We start from the raw sequence: 17446 nt of genomic DNA, 5'->3' as shown, positions 1-17446 counted from the left end.
CGCGCCGTGGGGGCACCTCCCGGCCGAAGGCTGGGGGAGGGTACCGGTGCGTCCCCTCCAACCCCCGCGGCAACCACCAACCCCGCAAAACCCCAGCCCCCAACCGACCCCATGGCACACACGAGACCCGCAAAACCCCAGCCCCCACCGCCCCCTCAGAACGCGGCGCGGATTTCTCCCACCCGTGTGGCTCCGCCGAGGAGAGGGGCGTCCTCGAGGCGGGTGAGGACGGGGGCGTCGAGGCCCATGAGGCGGAGGGTGCGGGCGAGGACGGGGCCGAGGGTGCGGATGGCGCCGTCGTCGATCTTGAAGGCTAGGGCGCGGCCGTCGGGGAGGGCCAGGGCCTGGACCGCCTCGGCGCCCATCTTGGAGAGGGTGCCGGGGAGGGCCTGCATCAGCCAGGTGTCGGGGCGGCGGGTGCCGGCGACGTACTCCGGGTGGGCGCGCATCGCATCCGCGACCCGTCGCTCAGGGGTGCCCGGACCGGCCAGGACGAAGTGCCGGAAGGCGCGGGCCAGCCCGGTCAGTGACAGCGACAGCAGGGGCGCCCCGCAGCCGTCCGTGCCGACATGGGCGACGTCCTCGCCGCTGGCGGTGCGGACCCCGTCGGCCACCAGCTGCTGCAGCGGATGGTTCTCGTCGAGGTACGTGGCGAGCGGCCAGCCGTTGAGCGCGCAGGCGGCCAGCATCGCGGTGTGCTTGCCCGAGCAGTTCATGGTGAGGCGGTCGCGGACCTGGCCCGAGACGAGGTAGGTCTCCGCCTCCGCGGGGTCCAGCGGCAGGTCAGCGGGCGTCTGCAGATGGCCGGCGGTCAGGCCGTGCTCGGCCAGCATGGTCCGTACGAGCGCGAGGTGGAAGGGCTCGCCGGAGTGGCTCGCGGCGGCCAGCGCCAGCCGCTCGCCGGAGAGGTCCAGGCCCGCCCGCAGCACCGCCGCGGCCTGCATCGGCTTGTTCGCGGAGCGGGGGAAGACGGGGGCGCTCGCATCGCCCAGCGCCCACTCCACGCTGCCGTCGGCGGCGAGCACCACGAGGGAGCCGCGGTGCCGGCCCTCGACGAAGCCGGAGCGGACGACCTCGGCGAGGACAGGGGACACCACGGGGGAAGCAGGGGAAAGCGCGGCCGCCAGGGAATCCGGGGACGTGGTGGATTCCGGGGTCGGCTCGGGTATCGGGGTGGGCGAGGTCATCGTCGGCCTTCCGGGGAGTGGCCTGTGCCCCCCCCGCGGCTTGTGGCCCGGTCAGGACAGCAGGTCGTCTACTTGCGCTTCGCCTTCACGGTACCTGCGGGCAATTTCGGCACTGCAGTCGTCGGTGGTGCGCTGCAATGACTGACGGCGCCGGGACACCTGCTGTTCGTAGCGGATCAGCCGGCCCATCGCGTCGTGCAGCTCCTGGTCCGTACGCGCGGTGAGGTCGGACAGCTCCACCTCGCCGAGCATGTCCTCGGCGAGCCTGCGGTACTCCTCGCTGTGCGGCGTACCGAGCGTCACATGCCGGGCGGAGGAGCGGTGCCGCGACGGCAGGTCCGTCAGGATCTCCGGCAGCCGGTCCAACAGGGGTGAGTGCTGGGCGGTCCGGCGGGCGATCTCGGCGCGCAGGATGTCGATCCGGCCCTGCAACAGCCGCCGCAGATAGCTCAGATCGGCCTCTTCCAGCTGGGAATCACGCCGCACGACCCGCAGCTCGGGCAGCCCCAGACCGGATAGATCGGGAGTGGTGGCCGGACGGCAGTGGTCGCGCTGCTGCGGGGGGCGGGGGTGCTGCGCCTGGCCTGCCTGGAGCATGGGGCCGTCCTCGGTGCCGGGGGGCTCGACGCGAGCCGTCGCTGTGGTCGTCGTCAGGGCGGTGGGCGGTGGTGGGGTGGCAGGCGCCGGATGCGCGGGGTCTGTCGCGGGGGCGGTCGATGTCGTCCGTCCGGTCGGTGTCGTACGGGCGGTTGGTACGGGACCGGGTGTCTGTCCGGCGCCGAGAGTGCTCATTGAATCGTTCCGTCCCCTCGTCCGGTGCCGCGTCCTGGGCATGTTGTCCATGAAACGCACCACGTGCACGCATCGTGCCACTCTGGGCGGTCCTTCTGCAGGGCCATGGCACCCGAACGGCCCCAGTGGGGGCACGGCTGTCCGAAGGCGGTGGGCCGCCCGGCATGATGGCGGGTATGCGAGCTGTGGTGCAAAGGGTTGACGGTGCCCGCGTCGAGGTGGCGGGCGAGACGGTCGGGGAGATCGTCGGTGAGGGGCTGTGCGTGCTGGTGGGGGTCACGCACGAGGACACGAAGGAGAAGGCGGCGCAGCTCGCCCGCAAGCTGTGGTCGGTGCGGATTCTGCAGGGCGAGAAGTCCTGCTCGGACACCTCGGCGCCGCTGTTGGTGATCAGCCAGTTCACTCTCTACGGTGACGCCCGCAAGGGCCGCCGTCCCACCTGGAACGCCGCCGCGCCGGGGCCGGTCGCCGAGCCGCTGGTCGACGAGGTCGTCGCGCAGCTGCGGGCGCTGGGCGCCCAGGTGGAGACCGGCCGCTTCGGCGCGTCCATGGAGGTGTCGCTGACGAATGACGGGCCGTTCACGGTGCTGGTGGAGGTGTAGCCCGCGCGCGCCCGGCGGCCTGCGCCGGGCGCCTTACGGCTCGACGACGATCTCCTGCGCCGCCGCCGTGGTGCCCGCCATCAGCGGCGCGTCGACCGGCACGTTCCGCTTGACCAGGGCGAGCGCGATCGGACCGAGTTCGTGGTGGCGGGCCGAGGTGGTGATGAAGCCGAGCTGCCGGCCCTCCTCGCCCTCCGAGGCGAGGCGGACGGGGGTGCCGTGCGGGGGCAGATGGACCTCGCTGCCGTCCAGGTGCAGAAAGACCAGCCGGCGCGGCGGCTTGCCCAGGTTGTGGACCCGGGCGACGGTCTCCTGGCCGCGGTAGCAGCCCTTCTCGAGGTGGACGGCGGTGCCGATCCAGCCCAGCTCGTGCGGGATGGTGCGGTGGTCGGTCTCCAGGCCCAGGCGGGGGCGGTGGGCCTCGACGCGCAGCGCCTCCAGCGCCAGGACGCCGATCGCGGGACTGTGGTCCGCGGCGAAGGACTCCAGGTCGGCGCGCGGCAGGAACAGATCGCGGCCGTGCGCGGTCTCGCGGACGACGGCGCTCTCGGGCACCTCGGCGATGGAGCCGGCCGGCAGCTGGACGATGGCGATCTCGTCGGTGCGGTCGGCGACCTCGACCCGGTAGAAGAACTTCATGCTCTCCAGGTAGGCGATCAGCGCCTCCTGGTCGCCGGGTTCGGTGTGCATCCAGGTCGTTTCGCCGTCGTCGACGAGGGAGACCGCATGCTCGATATGGCCGTGTGCGGACAGGACCAGTGCCTCGGTGGCATGGCCGGGCGGGAGGTCGCTGACGTGCTGGGTGAGCAGCAGATGCAGCCAGCTCAGCCGTTCGGGGCCGGTGACGGTGACCACGCCGCGGTGGGAGAGGTCGACAAAGCCGGCGCCGTCGGCGAGGGCGCGCTGTTCCCGGAAGAGGTCGCCGTAGTGCGCGGCGACGCCTTCGTCGGGGGCCTCGGCGGGGACGGCGCCGGGCAGCGACAGCAGGGGGCTGGCGGGTGAAGGTCGCGGCATGGGCCCAGCCTACGACTCGGGGGCAACCGGCTCAGCCGTCGCCCTCGGCGGACTTGGCGCGGCAGGCCGCACAGCGCCCGAAGATCGCGAAATGCTTCATATCCGTCTCGAAGCCGAATTGTTCGCGCAGCATCGCCGTGAAGGGCTCGGCCACCGACAGATCCGCCTCGATGACGTCCGTGCAGTCCCGGCACACCAGGTGCATGTGGTGGTGGCGGTCGGCGAGGTGGTAGGTCGGGGCGCCGTGCCCGAGGTGGGCGTGGCTGACCAGGCCCAGCTCCTCAAGGAGCTCCAGGGTCCGGTAGACCGTGGAGATGTTCACCCCGCCCGCCGTCTTGCGCACCTCGGTGAGGATGTCGTCCGGGGTGGCGTGCTCCAGCCTGTCCACAGCTTCCAGCACGAGCTGACGCTGCGGGGTCAGGCGGTATCCGCGCCTGCGGAGGTCGCTCTGCCAGTCGGTGGTCACCACACGGCCAGTGTAGAAGGGCGGGACGCGGGTGTCCGTACGTCCGGTCAGCCTCCCGCCCGTACACCGCGCAGATAGCGGGCCAGGTCACTGACGGCGGCGGGGTTGCGGGGGCTTTCGACGAGGTCGGCGTAGTCCATGACGTAGATCCGGTCGTGCTTGACGGCCGAGACGCCGGCGAGCGGTGCGTACGACTTCAGGAACGCCTTCTTCTGGGCGGCGGTGGTGTCGCCGTAGTCGTTGATGACGATGACGTCGGGGTCGCGGGCGACGACGGTTTCCCAGCCGACGGTCGTCCAGGAGTCCTTGAGGTCCTTCATGACGTGGTCGCCGCCGGCCTTGGTGATGATGTCGTGCGGTCCGGCGTACTTGCCCGAGGTGAACGGCTTGTCGCGGCCGTCGTCGTAGAGGAAGACGGAGGGCCGTTCGGCGGGTGCGGGGGCCTTTGCGGCGGCGTCGGCCACCTGCTTGCGGTACTTCTTCACCAGGGCGGCGGCGCGGTCCTCGACGTCGAAGATCTTCCCGAGCGCCGTCAGATCGGTGTAGAGCGCCTCCAGGGGCGGCATCACGCCGCGGGCGCCGTCCCTGCCGTTGCGGCAGGACTCGGTCAGCACATGGCTGCCGATGCCGAGCTTCTTCAGGGAGGCGGGGGTGAGGCCGTTGTCCTCGCCGAAGCCGTAGTTCCAGCCCGCGAAGACCAGGTCGGCGCGGGCGTCGAGGGCGATCTCCCTGGTGAGCGTCTTCTTGCCGAGCCAGGGGACCTTGCCGTACGCGGCCTTCCAGGGGACGGCGTCGAGGTTGCCCTTGTCGTCGGGCATGACATAACCGGCCATCCGCTTCTCCAGGCCGAGCGCGAACATGATCTCGGTGATGCCGACGTCGTTGGTGACCACGCGGGCGGGGGCCTTGTCGTAGGTGGTGCGGGTGCCGCAGTTCTCGACGGTGACGGGGTAGTGGCCGGCGGCCTTGGCGGGGCGCCGGTCGTGCGCGGCGTCGCGGTCGTCGTCGGAGACCTTCGCGCCGCAGCCGGTCAGGGCGAGCGCGACGGCGAGGGCGGTGAGCGGGGCGGTGGGGCGGCGCATGGTGGTGGTCCCTCAGGAGTCGGCGGCGGGGGCGGCGAGGCGGTCGAACAGCAGCTGGACGGCGCCCGATTCGGGATGCCGTACGCGGTGGGTGCGGACGCCGAAGACCTCGGCGAGCAGCTCCGGGGTGAGCACGTCGTAGGGCGGGCCCGCGGCGACGATCCGGCCGCGGTCGAGGACATACAGCTCATCGCAGTGCAGGGCGGCCAGGTTGAGGTCGTGCAGCGCGGTCAGCACCGTCAGCCCGCTGTCGCGCACCAGCGCCAGCACCGCCAACTGCTGGGCGATGTCGAGGTGGTTGGTCGGCTCGTCGAGGACCAGCACCTGCGGGTCCTGGGCCAGCGCGCGGGCGATCAGCACCCGCTGTTTCTCGCCGCCGGACAGGCTGAGGAAGCCGCGCCCCGCCAGGTGGTCCGCGCCGACCCGGGCCAGCGCCCGCGTGCAGTGCGCGGTGTCCGCCGCGCTCGCCCGGCCCGAGCCGCGCTGGTGCGGCAGCCGCCCCATCGCGACGACCTCGGCCACGGTGAAGTCGAACTCCGTGCCGGCCTCCTGGGGCAGCGCGGCCAGCAGCCGGGCGCCGGTGCGGGTGTCCATGGCGTGCAGATCCGCGTCGTCCAGCCGTACGGTCCCGGCGGCCGGGCGCAGCGCGCGGTAGACGCAGCGCAACAGGGTTGATTTTCCGCTGCCGTTGGGGCCGACCAGGCCGACCACCCGGCCGCTGCCGGCCCGCAGGGTGATGTCGTGGACCAGCCGGTTTCCGGCCACCTCCACGGACAGGTCCGTGATGTCGATCCGCATCAGGCGCCGCCTCCGAAGGTGTAGCCGCGCCGCCGCATCAGCACGACGAAGCAGGGCACGCCGATGAGGGCGGTGAGCACGCCGACCGGCAGTTCGACGGGCGCCAGCAGCACCCGGGAGAGCAGATCCACCCACACCAGCAGCACCGCGCCGAGCAGCGGGGCGACGGCCAGTACCCGGCGGTGGTCGGCGCCGACCAGCATCCGGGCCACATGCGGCACCATCAGCCCGACGAAGCCGATCGCGCCGCTGACCGCGACCACCGCGCCGGTGCCGGCGGCCGCGACGAGGAACAGTTCGCGGCGCAGCCGGTGCACCTGCACCCCGAGGGCGGCGGCGGTCTCGTCGCCCATGGCCAGCGCATTGAGCCGGCCCGCGGAGAGCAGCAGATGCACCAGCGCGGCGGCCACCGCGGCCGCGGCGATCGGCACCGAGCCCCAGCCGGCCCCGCTCAGGCTCCCGAGCAGCCACATCATCGCCGAGCGGGCCGCCTCGCCGCGGTCGGCGGTGAACACCATGAGGGTGGTGAGGGCGGAGAAGCCGTAGTACATCGCGGTGCCGGTCAGCACCAGACGCAGCGGGGTGAGCCCGTGGGCGGTGCGGGCGGCGGCGTACACCAGGGCCATGGCGAGCAGCGCGGAGACGAAGGCCGCCGCCGACAGCGCCCAGACGCCGAGTGCGCCGAGCGCCCCGAAGAGGAGGACGGCGTTGGCGCCGACGGCGGCCCCGGAGGAGATACCGAGCACGAACGGGTCGGCGAGGGCGTTGCGGACCAGGGCCTGCACGGCCACGCCGAGGGCGGCGAGCCCGGCGCCGACGACGGCCGCCAGGACGGCCCGGGGGAAGCGCAGCTCCCACACGATGGTGTACGCGGCGACCTCGTCGGACGAGATCGTGCCGCCGGTCAGCCCGGCGCCCAGATAGCGCAGCACCTCGGCCCAGCTCAGGCCGGCCGCGCCGAGCCCGGCCCCGCACAGCAGGGAGCCGAGCAGGACGGCCGTGAGCACGGCGAGCAGGGGTGGTACGGGCAGCCGCCGGGCGGTCGGCGGCGCGCCGGTCCGGTAGGTCGTCGGATGCGTGCTGGTGGTCGCCACGTCGGTCGGCCGCCTCGGGTCGGGCCGCGTCCGTACGTACCAAGGGGCGGCCCGGGGCCGCGAGGGCCGGGCGGCGTCCCCTCGCAGTCCACGGCGAGTTGTGCGGGAAGCTGCGCGCGCCGCGGGCAGTCGGGCTTACGGAAGGAGACCTTCCGCCTACCGTTGCGGGTCAGCGCCGGACTTCGACCGGCTTCCCCCGCGGGGCGCTGGCGGGGAGAGCAGGACTCTCCCCGGGGTGCTTAGGGGTTGTAGGGCGTGCCGTCCGGGCGGAAGAAGGAGACGCCGTCCGGCATGTCCTCGGGCAGGCTCTCCGCCCACTCCTTGAGGTCGGCGACCTTCTTCAGATGCGCGGACATGTACGGCCGCAGCGGCACGTCCGGGGTGGACTTCTCGCCGACCCACATCAGGTCGCTGTTGACATAGCCGTAGAGCCGCTTGCCGCCGCTGTACGGGCCGGAGGCGGCGGTGCGCGCGATGGCGTCGGTGGCCAGGTCGATCTGCGGCTTCTGGTCGGCCAGCTCGCCGTACCAGACCTCCACCACGCCCTGGTCGCGGCACATCACGATCTCGACCTTGCGGTCCGCGTCGATGCGCCAGTAGCCGCTCTCGGCCTCCAGCGGGCGGACCTTCTTGCCTTCGGCGTCGAGCACCCAGCTGTGCGAGGTGTACTCCAGGAAGTCACGGCCGTCGTGGGTGAAAGTGACCTCCTGCCCGAAGTTGCACTTCTCGGTACCGGGGAAGTCGGCGACGCCGGCGCCCTCCCAGTTGCCGAGGAGGAAGGCGAGCGGCACCAGGGCCGGGTTCAGGTCGGACGGGATCTCGATCATGAGAGCTCAGACGATCTATAGAGAGGGGGATCGACGGGGGCGCCGGCGGCGCTCCTGCGAAGGGTGGTGGTGGGAGACGGCTCAGCGCTGGCCCTGGTAAAGCTTCTTCCAGGTCAGACCGGCGAACGCGATGACGGCGACGCCGACCAGGACCAGCAGGGTGGTGAAGAATGCCTCAAGCACGAGCGCGCCCCTTGAACGAGGAGGGTGTAACGGACCGCCTGCGAGTCTAGTCGGCGGCGGTGACAGCGGCGCTGTGAGGTCCGCCGCGCCTACTCTTGCCTCATGGCGAAGAAGCTCGTGATCAAGGTGACGGCGGGTGCGGATGCGCCCGAGCGGTGCTCGCAGGCGTTCACGGTGGCGGCGGTGGCGGTGGCCAGCGGCGTCGAGGTGTCCCTGTGGCTGACCGGGGAGTCCGTGTGGTTCGCGCTGCCGGGGCGGGCGGCGGAGTTCGAGCTGCCCCATGCGGCGCCGCTGCCGGAGCTGATCGACGGAATCCGGGCGGGCGGCGGGGCGCTCACGGTCTGCACCCAGTGCGCGGCCCGGCGGGACATCGAGCAGAAGGACCTGATCGAGGGGGCCGGGATCGCCGGTGCCCAGGTGTTCGTCAGCGAGATCATGCCGGACGACGTCCAGGCGCTGGTGTACTGAGCGCACCCACCGGGGCGGCCCGTCCGCGACCGCACGGCCGGACGGGGACACGCTCGGCCGGGCCGGGACACGCCCGGCCGGGCCGGGACACGCCCGGCCGGGCCGGGACACGCCCGGCCTACTGCCGGTGTTTGTCGTCGCCCCGGTCGTCCAGTTCGCGCCACCAGCGGTCGGACTCGGGGTCGCCGGACTCGTCCCACCAGCGCTCGCCGGGCTCGCGCCGGTTGCCGATGACGGCCGCCACGGGCGGGATGACCATGGCGACGACACACATGCCCACCGCGGCCGGGACCGACCACAGCCGCACCACACCCCAGGCCAGGACGAACAGCACCAGGCACACGCCCATCAGGACGAAGTACCTGCGATGACGGCGCTCTACGGGCGACCGGCGGTGCGCGTCCATAACTCCACGGTAAGTCCGTGCCGGGCAGGAAAGAAGTCGGGGAGCAGGCCCCGGCACCGGCCGCGCACGGCACGGAGGGCCGCACCCCCAGCAAAGGCGTCCAAACCCCTGGGGTGCGGCCCTCCGGCCGTACGGTGGGTGGCGGCGGAATCCCGGGTGGCCCCGGTGAGCCGCCGCCGCTCCCGCTGCCGTCAGACGGCGATGGCAACCTCCGCCAGGCCGCCCTTCTGGGCGACGACGGTGCGGTCCGCGGTGCCGCCCGGGACGAGCGCACGCAGCGTCCAGGTGCCCTCGGCCGCGTAGAAGCGGAACTGTCCGGTCGCGGAGGTGGGAACCTCGGCGGTGAACTCGCCGGTGCTGTCCAGGAGTCGGACGTAACCGGTGACGGGCTCGCCGTCGCGGGTCACGCTGCCCTGGATCGTGGTCTCACCGGGCTTGATGGTCGAGGCGTCCGGGCCGCCTGCCTGTGCTCCACACATGGGGGTACTTCCTTGAGGGGGTCGGGGGAGGGAGAAGCGTGCTTGCTTACTTGGCGGCGCCGAGCTCGATCGGCACGCCGACCAGCGAGCCGTACTCGGTCCAGGAGCCGTCGTAGTTCTTGACGTTGGTCTGGCCGAGCAGCTCGTGCAGGACGAACCAGGTCAGCGCGGAGCGCTCACCGATACGGCAGTAGGCGATGGTGTCCTTGGCGAGATCGACGGACTCACCCTCGTAGAGGGCCTTGAGCTCGTCGTCCGACTTGAAGGTGCCGTCGTCGTTGGCGTTCTTCGACCACGGGATGTTGCGGGCGCTGGGCACGTGGCCGGGGCGCTGCGACTGCTCCTGCGGGAGGTGCGCCGGGGCGAGCAGCTTGCCGCTGAACTCGTCGGGGGAGCGCACGTCGACCAGGTTGAGGTTGTCGATCGCGGCGACGACGTCGTCCCGGAAGGCGCGGATGGCGGTGTTCTGCGCCTTGGCCTGGTACGCGGTGGCCGGACGCTGGGGAACCTCGGAGCCGTCGACCAGGTCGCGGGAGTCCAGCTCCCACTTCTTGCGGCCGCCGTCGAGCAGCTTGACGCTGTCGTGGCCGTAGAGCTTGAAGTACCAGTAGGCGTAGGAGGCGAACCAGTTGTTGTTGCCGCCGTAGAGGACGACGGTGTCGTCGTTGGCGATGCCCTTGGCCGAGAGCAGCTTCTCGAAGCCCGCCTGGTCGACGAAGTCACGGCGGACCGGGTCCTGGAGGTCCTGCTTCCAGTCGATCCGGACGGCGTTCTTGATGTGGTTCTTGTCGTAGGCCGAGGTGTCCTCGTCAACCTCGACGAGAACCACCTTCGGGTCCTCGAGGTGGGCCTCGACCCAGTCGGCGTCTACGAGGACGTCGCTACGGCTCATGATTCTTCTCCTCCGGGGCAGTTGCGGGGGCAGTGGCAGAGTTGCACGCGGGTATGACGGGTGCGCGCCGTCGACTTCCGGACGGCCCGTATCGGGTGAACGGGGCCGGCGTGGCGCTGTGCGGGGACATACGGGAACGGCCGGGGCCGGCCGGCTGGGAGTACCCCCGGCTCCTGAAGAGCTTGGGGGAGGGGTGCGGACGGCCCGTCAGACAGGGCGACAGAGCATGGCGGCGACGCGGCACAGGTCTACTGCCCGCCGCTTCGTCAGTACCGCCCGTCCCCGCGGACGGAGACCGCTCAATGAGCTCTGCATGGCACCGATCGTAGGGACGCGGGGCAGGGCGTGTCACCGGCGTGTCGAATGGTGAGACGCGTTTGTCCGTGATGTGGGATGGGAGGGCGCGCGGCGCGGTCCCGCGCGGGCTCCGGGGGGCCGTACGCCCGTGGGGGGTCTGGCGTACGGACCGGCCGTCTCAGGAAATGGACGGTGTGCGGATCGGCGGTGTGCGGACCGGCGGGCGGACCGGTGGGGCGGTCCGCCGTGGGCGTCCGGTCAGCCGGGAAGCTTGACGTCCTTGCCGGAGGCGGAGATCGAGATGCCCTCGTGCATCGTCACGACCTTGTCCAGCTTCAGGTTGCCGGGCAGCTGGTCCAGCTTCCAGTCGTGGTCGGTCTGGGCGCGCACCTTCGTCTCACAGCCCGGGAGGACCTTGCACATCGCAGGAAGCCCGTCGGCCCGCAGCCGGACGGTGGTGCCGTCCACGATGGTGAGGGAGCCGGTCACCTCCAGCGAGCTGAGGACCGGGACCTTCGGCGAGATCTTGACCTGGCTGCGGCCGTTCTTCTGCCCGCCGTAGCTGATCTTGACGCCGCCGCCTGCCGCCTTCGTCAGGTCGGCGTAGGTGATCCGGGCGTTGCCGGTGGCCGTGGCGGCGCTCTCGATGGAGGTGTAGTCGCTGGTCAGCCCGACGTCGTAGAAGTGTGCCGACAGCTGGTCGATGCGCAGTGCGCGCCCGTCGGCACGGGCCTCGATGCCCCCGAGGTCGGCATCCACCTCCTGGAGGCTGCGGCCCGCGAGCTGGGTCAGGAACGGGAAGCCCTTGATGGCGACGGTCGGGGTCCCGTCGATCCCCTGGCTGCCGCGGATCTTCTCCGCGGCCTTGTCCTCGGCGAGCCCCACGGCCACCCGGTCGGCCGCCACGAACAGTCCCCCGAGTATGACCACGAGGACCAACAGCACACGTAGTGCACGCATCGAATCACTTCCCCCACCCTGGGCCGGATTACGGCCGACTCGTCCGTGCAGGCCCCCTGCCTGCGCTCCGGGGGAGCCTAGACGACGGGCTCCGGCAAACGGGAGCGGCGGCCGCCGGAACGCACAAGGTGCGCCACCGGCGGCCGCCGCTCCGTTTCGCTGTCGCGCACGGCCCTCGGCGGGGCCTTTACCCCAGCGCCCGCCCCAGGACGTACACCGCGGGCGCGGCCAGGGCCAGCGGCAGGGCCACCCCGGCCGTCAGGTGGACGAAACGGGACGGGTAGTCGTAGCTGGCCACCCGCAGGCCGATCAGGGCGCAGCCGCCGGCCGCCAGCCCCAGCAGCGCACCGGACGCCCCGAGGCCGGTCAGCTGGCCGGCCGCGATACCTGCGCCCGCGGCGGCCACCAGCGAGACGCCGACCGAGGCGGCGGGGGGCAGCGGCAGCGCACGGGCCAGGGTGGCCACCGCGACCGCGGCGGCGCCGACCACCACCGCGTGCGGGCTCGCCGCGAGCTGCCCGGCGGCCAGTACCGCGAGGGCGGCCGAGGTCAGGCCCGCGGTCAGCGCGTACATCCGCTCGTCGGCGCTGCTGCGGTTGCGCAGCTGGAGGACGAGGACGAGCAGACACCACACCCCGAGCGTGCCGATGCCGACCAGCGGCGCGCTCTCGCGGTCGGTGGCCAGCAGGGCGACATCGGTGGTCAGGCCGGCCAGGAAGGCCAGCGCGATGCCCTGCCGGGCCGGCCACATGCCGTTGAGCCGGAACCAGCCGGCGGCGGTGACGGCCTGCAGCAGCGCCACCGGTACGGCGAGCACCGGGCGGGCCAGCGGCGCGGTCAGCGCCAGCAGCAGGGCCAGTCCGGCGGTCAGCGCGGCCGGCTGGATACCGGGTGGGATGATCGGCGAGCGGCCCTCGGCGCGGGCGCGCTGGTTGGCCGCGAGCGGTGCGCTGGAGACCACCGCGGCGGGTGCGGGCGCGGCGGGCGCGGGCCGGGCCGGCTGGGGGTGCCTGCGGGCGTACGGCTCCTCGGCCGGCGACGCGGTCTGGTGCTGCGCGGGCAGCGGCGCAGGCTCCGCGTGCGGGCCGCGGTAGCCGTCCTGGCCGTGGGGCGGCTGCTGCGGCTGCTGCGGCTGCTGCGGCTGCTGCGGATGCCGGGCGTGCTGGGGCGGCTGTCCGTGCTGGGGCTGCTGTCCGTACGCGTCGTACCCGTACTGGTCCTGCCCGGGCCGGCCGTGCGCGTACGGGCCGGGTGCCGGGTGCTGCACCGGGCCGGGCCCCGGCTGCTGCACCGGGCCGGGTGACGGCTGCTGCCGGTAGGGGTCGTAGGCCTGCTGTCGGCGGTACGGCGCCTGGGAGTCGTACGGCGGGTGCGCCGCGGACGGCTGCGCCTGCTGGCCGTACGGGTCCGGCCGGCCGTACGGATCCTGCTGGGCGTACGGGTCCTGCTGGGCGTAGGGATCCTGCGGCGCATACGGCTCGTGCGGCTCGTAGGAAGGGCGGTGCTGCGGCTGGTGGTCGCTCATGATCGTGTGCTCACCCTCCCGCGAACGGCGGCAGGACCTCGACGGTGCCGCCCTCGGCCAGCGGCACCACCCCGTGGTCGCGGGTGCCGACCGGATCGCCGTCCACCAGGAATGAGCAGCGCAGCAGAACCCGCGCGAACTCGGGGTTCGCGGCATGCGCCGCGCGCGCCGCGTCGAGCGCCTCGGCGAGCGTCGCCGCCGCATACGGCTCTTCTGCCGTGCCGGCGGCGGCCTTGGCCGCGGCCCAGTAGCGCACGGTGCCAGTTGTTGTCACGGCGGCCTCTTCGTCGTGTCGGTCGGGGGCGCCCGTGGTGGCGGATGCCCCGTCGTTGCCGCCTCCATGATGGCGTACGCGGCGGCCGGTCCGGTTCCGGGCACGTTCCGGCAAAGGCTGAGAGACCGGACGGGGCGGAACACGGAAATTCGATTGCCGAGGGCAAGTGTTCGCTTAGGCTCACGGTGTGTTGGTCCGACTAGCGCGGGGGCATTTGCGGCCCCACAGACGCTCGATATCCCTGATTGTTCTGCTCCAGCTGATCCAGACCCTGGCCACCCTCTACCTGCCCACCCTCAACGCCGACATCATCGACAACGGTGTCATCAAGGGGGACACGGGCTACATCTTCCGCGTCGGCGGCTACATGGTCGCCGTCACCCTGCTGCAGATCGTCTGCGCGATCGGTGCCGTCTATTTCGGTGCCCGTACCGCCATGGCGCTCGGCCGGGACATCCGTGCCGCGGTCTTCGACCGGGTGCAGTCCTTCTCCGCCCGCGAGGTGGGCACCTTCGGCGCGCCGTCGCTGATCACCCGGACCACCAATGACGTCCAGCAGGTCCAGATGCTGGTGCTGATGACGTTCACGATGATGGTCTCGGCGCCGATCATGTGCGTCGGCGGCGTCATCATGGCGCTCAATCAGGACGTGCCGCTGTCCGGCCTGCTCCTGGTCATCGTCCCGGCCCTCGGGATTCTCGTCTCACTGATCGTGCGCCGGATGCGTCCGCTGTTCCGCGGGGTGCAGGAGCGCATCGACACCGTCAACCGCGTGCTGCGCGAGCAGATCACCGGCATCCGCGTGATCCGCGCCTTCGTCCGCGACGGGCACGAGCGCGAGCGGTTCGCCGGGGCCAACACGGATCTGTACGAGATCTCGCTGCGCGCCGGCCGGCTGATGTCGATGATGTTCCCGCTGGTCATGCTGATCGTGAACGTCTCCAGCGTGGCCGTCGTCTGGTTCGGCGGACTGCGCATCGACAGCGGCTCCATGCAGATCGGTGCGCTGACCGCGTTCCTCAGCTACCTCATGTACATCCTGATGTCGATCATGATGGCGACGTTCATGGTGATGATGCTGCCGCGCGCCGAGGTCTGCGCCGAGCGCATCCAGGAGGTGCTGGCGACCGACTCCAGCGTCACCCCGCCCGAGAACCCCGTCACCGAGCTCCGCCGCCACGGCGAACTGGAGCTGCGCAGCGTCGAGTTCCGCTTCCCCGGCGCCGAGCAGCCGGTCCTCAGGGACATCTCGCTGCTCGCCCGCCCCGGTGAGACCACCGCCGTCATCGGCTCGACCGGCAGCGGCAAGTCCACCCTCCTCGGGCTCGTCCCCCGCCTCTTCGACGCGACCGGCGGCACGGTCCTGGTGGACGGCGAGGACGTCCGCACCTTCGACCAGGAGACCCTGGCCAAGGCCATCGGCCTGGTCCCGCAGAAGCCCTATCTCTTCTCCGGCACCGTCGCCACCAACCTGCGCTACGGCAATCCGGACGCCACCGACGACGAGCTGTGGCACGCCCTGGAGACCGCCCAGGCGCGGGACTTCGTCGAGCGGATGGCGGGCGGCCTGGACGCGCCCATCGCCCAGGGCGGCGGCAATGTCTCCGGCGGCCAGCGACAGCGGCTGGCGATCGCCCGCGCCCTGGTCCGCCGCCCCGAGATCTACCTCTTCGACGACTCCTTCTCCGCCCTGGACTACGCGACGGACGCCGCACTGCGCGCCGCCCTCGCCCGCGAGACCGACCGGGCCACGGTCGTGATCGTCGCCCAGCGGGTCTCCACGATCCGCGGCGCCGACCGGATCGTCGTCCTGGACGAGGGCCGGATCGTCGGCACCGGCACCCACACCGAGCTGATGGCCGGCAACGAGACCTACCGGGAGATCGTGCTCTCCCAGCTCACCGAGCAGGAGGCGGCGTGACCACCGCGGACAAGGGGGCGGCCCCCCGGGACGGGGCCCCGGCGGCCACCGAGGAGACACCTCAGGCGGCTTCCCGACGAGGCCCGGCCCCGGCGGCCGGGCCCGCCCGGATGATGGGCGGCCAGCCCACCGAGAAGTCGATGGACTTCAAGGGCTCCGGCAAACGGCTGCTGGCCCAGATGCGGCCGGAGCGCGGCATCATGAGCATCGCCCTGGCGCTGGGCGCCCTGAGTGTGGCGCTGACGGTCGTGGGCCCCAAGATCCTCGGCCACGCCACCGACCTGATCATGTCCGGCATCATCAGCCGCGAGCTGCCCGGCGGCCTCACCAAGTCCCAGGCCGCGGACCAGCTGCGCGCCCACGGCCAGGGCGGGCTGGCCGACATGATCGGCACGATGCCGGTGGTCCCCGGCCACGGCATCGACTTCGGCGCCGTCGGCACGGTCCTGCTCTGGGTCACCCTGATCTACGTGGCGTCCTCGCTGTTCGCCTTCGTCCAGGCCAGGATCGCCACCCGGGTCGTCCAGCGGGCCGTCTTCCGGATGCGCGAACAGGTCGAGGAGAAGCTGGCCCGGCTGCCGCTGAGCTACTTCGACAAGCAGCAGCGCGGCGAGGTCCTCTCCCGGGCCACCAACGACATCGACAACATCCAGCAGACGCTCCAGCAGACCCTCAGCCAGATCGTCGCCTCGCTGCTGACCATCGTCGGCGTGCTCGCGATGATGTTCTGGATCTCCCCGCTGCTGGCACTGGTCGCCCTGATCACGGTCCCGGTCTCGGTCGTCGTCGCCACCAAGGTCGGCAAGCGCGCCCAGCCGCAGTTCGTCCAGCAGTGGAAGACGACCGGCAAGCTCAACGCGCACATCGAGGAGATGTACACCGGCCACAGCCTGGTGAAGGTCTTCGGCCGTCAGCGGGAGTCCGCCGAACTGTTCCGCGAACAGAACGAGGCCCTCTACGCCGCCGGGTTCAAGGCCCAGTTCATCTCCGGGATCATCCAGCCCGCGATGATGTTCATCGGCAACCTCAACTACGTCCTGGTGGCGGTGGTCGGTGGCCTCCGCGTCGCCTCCGGGGCCCTCTCCATCGGCGACGTCCAGGCCTTCATCCAGTACTCCCGGCAGTTCAGCCAGCCGCTCACCCAGGTCGCCTCGATGGCCAACCTCGTCCAGTCCGGTGTCGCCTCCGCCGAGCGGGTCTTCGAACTCCTCGACGCCGCGGAGCAGGACCCCGACCCCGCCGAGCCGGCCCGGCCCGACCGGATCGAGGGACGGGTCGAGTTCGAGGACGTCTCCTTCCGCTACGCACCGGACAAGCCCCTCATCGAGGATCTGACGCTGGCCGTCCACCCCGGCCAGACGGTGGCGATCGTCGGCCCGACCGGCGCCGGCAAGACCACGCTGGTCAACCTCCTGATGCGCTTCTACGAGGTGCGCGGCGGCCGGATCACCCTCGACGGCGTCGACATCGCCGCCATGTCGCGTGAGGAGCTGCGCGCGCACATCGGCATGGTCCTCCAGGACACCTGGCTCTTCGGCGGCACGATCGCGGAGAACATCGCCTACGGCGCCCCCGCGGGCACCCCCATGGACAAGATCGTGGCGGCCGCCAGGGCCACCCATGTCGACCGCTTCGTGCGCACCCTGCCGGACGGCTACGACACGGTGCTCGACGACGAGGGCGCCAATGTCTCCGTCGGCGAGAAGCAGCTGATCACCATCGCCCGTGCCTTCCTCGCCGAACCGGCCATCCTCGTCCTGGACGAGGCCACCAGCTCGGTCGACACCCGCACCGAGGTACTCATCCAGCACGCGATGGCTCAGCTCCGCACCGGCCGCACCAGCTTCGTCATCGCCCACCGCCTCTCCACGATCCGCGACGCGGACGTCATCCTCGTCATGGAAAACGGCGCGATCGTCGAACAGGGCCCCCACGAGGCGCTGTTGGCGGCCAACGGCGCGTATGCGCGGCTTTATGCGGCGCAGTTCGCGGAGCCGGTCGTGGAGACCGGCTGATTCCCACGTTTCCGGCCGTCCTGCCGTGGGGGGTGTTCGCCGTTGCGGCTCCGCTGCGCGGGGCTGTGGGTGCGGTGACGGGCCTCCGGGGCCTGGTGTGTGGACTGCTTCGCTTTACGTCCACTCTGCGCCGTACGCTGCCCGCCGAGGACGTGCCCGCCGAG

At 71.8% G+C, this 17446-nt stretch carries 19 protein-coding genes and 1 riboswitch; of the genes, 4 read left to right on the top strand and 15 right to left on the bottom strand.

Annotated elements, in window-relative coordinates; all coding sequences use genetic code 11:
• Positions 1-155: 155 nt before the first annotated feature.
• Together AB0C46_RS40120 and AB0C46_RS40115 are read right to left on the bottom strand one after the other, a co-directional pair.
• The gene (locus AB0C46_RS40120; RefSeq protein WP_362834070.1) at positions 156-1187 is read right to left on the bottom strand and encodes an asparaginase; all 1032 of its coding nucleotides are present in this window, start codon (positions 1185-1187) and stop codon (positions 156-158) included.
• A 51-nt stretch (positions 1188-1238) separates the two neighbouring features.
• Positions 1239-1784: an ABC transporter substrate-binding protein gene (locus AB0C46_RS40115; RefSeq protein WP_362834073.1), complete on the bottom strand. Its 546-nt coding sequence runs from the start codon at positions 1782-1784 to the stop codon at positions 1239-1241.
• 371 nt (positions 1785-2155) lie between these two features.
• On the opposite strand from AB0C46_RS40115, the gene dtd reads away from it, so the two are divergent.
• The gene (gene dtd / locus AB0C46_RS40110; RefSeq protein ID WP_362834069.1) at positions 2156-2581 is read left to right on the top strand and encodes a D-aminoacyl-tRNA deacylase; all 426 of its coding nucleotides are present in this window, start codon (positions 2156-2158) and stop codon (positions 2579-2581) included.
• Positions 2582-2614: 33 nt separating this feature from the next.
• On the opposite strand, the gene AB0C46_RS40105 is transcribed toward dtd, so the two are convergent.
• From AB0C46_RS40105 to AB0C46_RS40080, 6 genes are all read right to left on the bottom strand, one after another.
• Positions 2615-3595: a folate-binding protein gene (locus AB0C46_RS40105; protein ID WP_362834068.1), complete on the bottom strand. Its 981-nt coding sequence runs from the start codon at positions 3593-3595 to the stop codon at positions 2615-2617.
• Positions 3596-3626: 31 nt separating this feature from the next.
• Positions 3627-4064: a Fur family transcriptional regulator gene (locus tag AB0C46_RS40100; RefSeq protein ID WP_362834067.1), complete on the bottom strand. Its 438-nt coding sequence runs from the start codon at positions 4062-4064 to the stop codon at positions 3627-3629.
• A gap of 44 nt (positions 4065-4108) precedes the next feature.
• Positions 4109-5143 carry an ABC transporter substrate-binding protein gene (locus tag AB0C46_RS40095; RefSeq protein WP_362834066.1) on the bottom strand — a complete coding sequence of 345 codons (1035 nt, stop codon included), beginning with the start codon at positions 5141-5143 and terminating at the stop codon, positions 4109-4111.
• Between the two features lie 12 nt (positions 5144-5155).
• On the bottom strand, positions 5156-5941 hold the full coding sequence (locus tag AB0C46_RS40090) for an ABC transporter ATP-binding protein (RefSeq protein ID WP_362834065.1): 786 nt from the start codon (positions 5939-5941) through the stop codon (positions 5156-5158).
• Positions 5941-7035 (bottom strand): iron ABC transporter permease, encoded by a 1095-nt coding sequence (locus AB0C46_RS40085; RefSeq protein WP_362834064.1) that lies wholly within the window; start codon positions 7033-7035, stop codon positions 5941-5943. Before AB0C46_RS40085 ends, AB0C46_RS40090 begins: the two co-directional genes overlap by 1 nt.
• 123 nt (positions 7036-7158) lie before the next feature.
• Positions 7159-7232: riboswitch (cobalamin riboswitch) on the bottom strand.
• A gap of 42 nt (positions 7233-7274) precedes the next feature.
• Positions 7275-7862, bottom strand: a complete 588-nt coding sequence (locus AB0C46_RS40080) for an FABP family protein (protein ID WP_362834063.1) — start codon at positions 7860-7862, stop codon at positions 7275-7277.
• Between the two features lie 285 nt (positions 7863-8147).
• On the opposite strand from AB0C46_RS40080, the gene AB0C46_RS40075 reads away from it, so the two are divergent.
• Positions 8148-8513: a DsrE family protein gene (locus tag AB0C46_RS40075; RefSeq protein ID WP_006603935.1), complete on the top strand. Its 366-nt coding sequence runs from the start codon at positions 8148-8150 to the stop codon at positions 8511-8513.
• 118 nt (positions 8514-8631) lie between these two features.
• Here AB0C46_RS40075 and AB0C46_RS40070 read toward each other — a convergent pair whose 3' ends face one another.
• The 7 genes from AB0C46_RS40070 to AB0C46_RS40040 form a co-directional block, all read right to left on the bottom strand.
• The gene (locus tag AB0C46_RS40070; protein WP_362834062.1) at positions 8632-8919 is read right to left on the bottom strand and encodes a DUF3099 domain-containing protein; all 288 of its coding nucleotides are present in this window, start codon (positions 8917-8919) and stop codon (positions 8632-8634) included.
• A gap of 191 nt (positions 8920-9110) precedes the next feature.
• Positions 9111-9398 (bottom strand): DUF1416 domain-containing protein, encoded by a 288-nt coding sequence (locus tag AB0C46_RS40065; protein ID WP_006603933.1) that lies wholly within the window; start codon positions 9396-9398, stop codon positions 9111-9113.
• A gap of 46 nt (positions 9399-9444) precedes the next feature.
• The gene (locus AB0C46_RS40060; protein WP_362834061.1) at positions 9445-10290 is read right to left on the bottom strand and encodes a sulfurtransferase; all 846 of its coding nucleotides are present in this window, start codon (positions 10288-10290) and stop codon (positions 9445-9447) included.
• Between the two features lie 207 nt (positions 10291-10497).
• The gene (locus AB0C46_RS40055; RefSeq protein WP_350252853.1) at positions 10498-10605 is read right to left on the bottom strand and encodes a putative leader peptide; all 108 of its coding nucleotides are present in this window, start codon (positions 10603-10605) and stop codon (positions 10498-10500) included.
• A 240-nt stretch (positions 10606-10845) separates the two neighbouring features.
• Positions 10846-11547 (bottom strand): DUF2993 domain-containing protein, encoded by a 702-nt coding sequence (locus AB0C46_RS40050; RefSeq protein ID WP_362834060.1) that lies wholly within the window; start codon positions 11545-11547, stop codon positions 10846-10848.
• A gap of 187 nt (positions 11548-11734) precedes the next feature.
• The gene (locus tag AB0C46_RS40045; protein ID WP_362834059.1) at positions 11735-13072 is read right to left on the bottom strand and encodes a hypothetical protein; all 1338 of its coding nucleotides are present in this window, start codon (positions 13070-13072) and stop codon (positions 11735-11737) included.
• Between the two features lie 10 nt (positions 13073-13082).
• Complete coding sequence (locus AB0C46_RS40040) at positions 13083-13328, bottom strand: MoaD/ThiS family protein (RefSeq protein ID WP_362834072.1); 246 nt, start codon at positions 13326-13328, stop codon at positions 13083-13085.
• Between the two features lie 205 nt (positions 13329-13533).
• Between AB0C46_RS40040 and AB0C46_RS40035 the strand changes: the two genes are divergently transcribed.
• Positions 13534-15267, top strand: coding sequence for an ABC transporter ATP-binding protein (locus AB0C46_RS40035; protein ID WP_362834058.1), 1734 nt, complete (start codon positions 13534-13536; stop codon positions 15265-15267).
• 113 nt (positions 15268-15380) lie between these two features.
• The gene (locus AB0C46_RS40030) at positions 15381-17282 is read left to right on the top strand and encodes an ABC transporter ATP-binding protein (protein WP_362834071.1); all 1902 of its coding nucleotides are present in this window, start codon (positions 15381-15383) and stop codon (positions 17280-17282) included.
• The last annotated feature ends 164 nt before the right edge of the window (positions 17283-17446 follow it).

The organism is Streptomyces sp. NPDC048637, from assembly GCF_040650675.1.
Taxonomy (GTDB): Bacteria; Actinomycetota; Actinomycetes; order Streptomycetales; family Streptomycetaceae; genus Streptomyces.
This window is presented reverse-complemented; position numbering and strand designations above follow the sequence as displayed.